The organism is Chimaeribacter arupi (genome assembly GCF_002858805.1).
Classification (GTDB): domain Bacteria; phylum Pseudomonadota; class Gammaproteobacteria; order Enterobacterales; family Enterobacteriaceae; genus Chimaeribacter; species Chimaeribacter arupi.
In genome coordinates, this window is sequence record NZ_PJZI01000077.1 from 1 (window position 1) to 1,922 (window position 1,922).

At 51.8% G+C, this 1,922-nt stretch carries 1 rRNA gene; it reads left to right on the forward strand.

The features are described 5' to 3' along the window. The first annotated feature begins 335 nt into the window (after positions 1 to 335). Positions 336 to 1,877: ribosomal RNA gene (locus tag CYR52_RS22100) — 16S ribosomal RNA — on the forward strand. The last annotated feature ends 45 nt before the right edge of the window (positions 1,878 to 1,922 follow it).

Sequence of the window (1,922 nt, forward strand, 5' to 3'; positions counted from 1 at the left end):
TGTCAGGAACTCCCTATAATGCGCCTCCACTGACCGGGAACAACGACCAACACGTCGCCGGGTCAGGAAGAGATAAGCCGGCGGAAACGCCAAATTCTTTGAGAATAAAGCTTGACTCTTCAGCGGGAAAGCGTAATATGCACCTCCCGCGTTACCGAGAAAGATAACGGTAACCACTGCTCTTTAACAATTTATCAGACAATCTGTGTGGGCACTCACAAGACGATATCAAGCATCTTCGGATGCACAAAATATTAAGTCTTGAAGAGTGACTAACTAAAGTAATTTAGACAGTAACCTTTGAGCATCGCTATTAACTTAGCAAATCAAGCTTTTAATTGAAGAGTTTGATCATGGCTCAGATTGAACGCTGGCGGCAGGCCTAACACATGCAAGTCGAGCGGCAGCGGAAAGTAGCTTGCTACTTTGCCGGCGAGCGGCGGACGGGTGAGTAATGTCTGGGGATCTGCCTGATGGAGGGGGATAACTACTGGAAACGGTAGCTAATACCGCATAACGTCGCAAGACCAAAGCGGGGGACCTTCGGGCCTCGCGCCATCAGATGAACCCAGATGGGATTAGCTAGTAGGTGGGGTAATGGCTCACCTAGGCGACGATCCCTAGCTGGTCTGAGAGGATGACCAGCCACACTGGAACTGAGACACGGTCCAGACTCCTACGGGAGGCAGCAGTGGGGAATATTGCACAATGGGGGAAACCCTGATGCAGCCATGCCGCGTGTATGAAGAAGGCCTTCGGGTTGTAAAGTACTTTCAGCGAGGAGGAAGGCGGTAAGGTTAATAACCTTGCCGATTGACGTTACTCGCAGAAGAAGCACCGGCTAACTCCGTGCCAGCAGCCGCGGTAATACGGAGGGTGCAAGCGTTAATCGGAATTACTGGGCGTAAAGCGCACGCAGGCGGTTTGTTAAGTCAGATGTGAAATCCCCGAGCTTAACTTGGGAACTGCATTTGAAACTGGCAAGCTAGAGTCTTGTAGAGGGGGGTAGAATTCCAGGTGTAGCGGTGAAATGCGTAGAGATCTGGAGGAATACCGGTGGCGAAGGCGGCCCCCTGGACAAAGACTGACGCTCAGGTGCGAAAGCGTGGGGAGCAAACAGGATTAGATACCCTGGTAGTCCACGCTGTAAACGATGTCGATTTGGAGGTTGTGCCCTTGAGGCGTGGCTTCCGGAGCTAACGCGTTAAATCGACCGCCTGGGGAGTACGGCCGCAAGGTTAAAACTCAAATGAATTGACGGGGGCCCGCACAAGCGGTGGAGCATGTGGTTTAATTCGATGCAACGCGAAGAACCTTACCTACTCTTGACATCCAGAGAACTTAGCAGAGATGCTTTGGTGCCTTCGGGAACTCTGAGACAGGTGCTGCATGGCTGTCGTCAGCTCGTGTTGTGAAATGTTGGGTTAAGTCCCGCAACGAGCGCAACCCTTATCCTTTGTTGCCAGCGATTCGGTCGGGAACTCAAAGGAGACTGCCGGTGATAAACCGGAGGAAGGTGGGGATGACGTCAAGTCATCATGGCCCTTACGAGTAGGGCTACACACGTGCTACAATGGCATATACAAAGAGAAGCGAACTCGCGAGAGCAAGCGGACCTCATAAAGTATGTCGTAGTCCGGATTGGAGTCTGCAACTCGACTCCATGAAGTCGGAATCGCTAGTAATCGTAGATCAGAATGCTACGGTGAATACGTTCCCGGGCCTTGTACACACCGCCCGTCACACCATGGGAGTGGGTTGCAAAAGAAGTAGGTAGCTTAACCTTCGGGAGGGCGCTTACCACTTTGTGATTCATGACTGGGGTGAAGTCGTAACAAGGTAACCGTAGGGGAACCTGCGGTTGGATCACCTCCTTACCTCAAGATATTTGACCGTGCAGTGCCCACAACAGATTGTCTGAT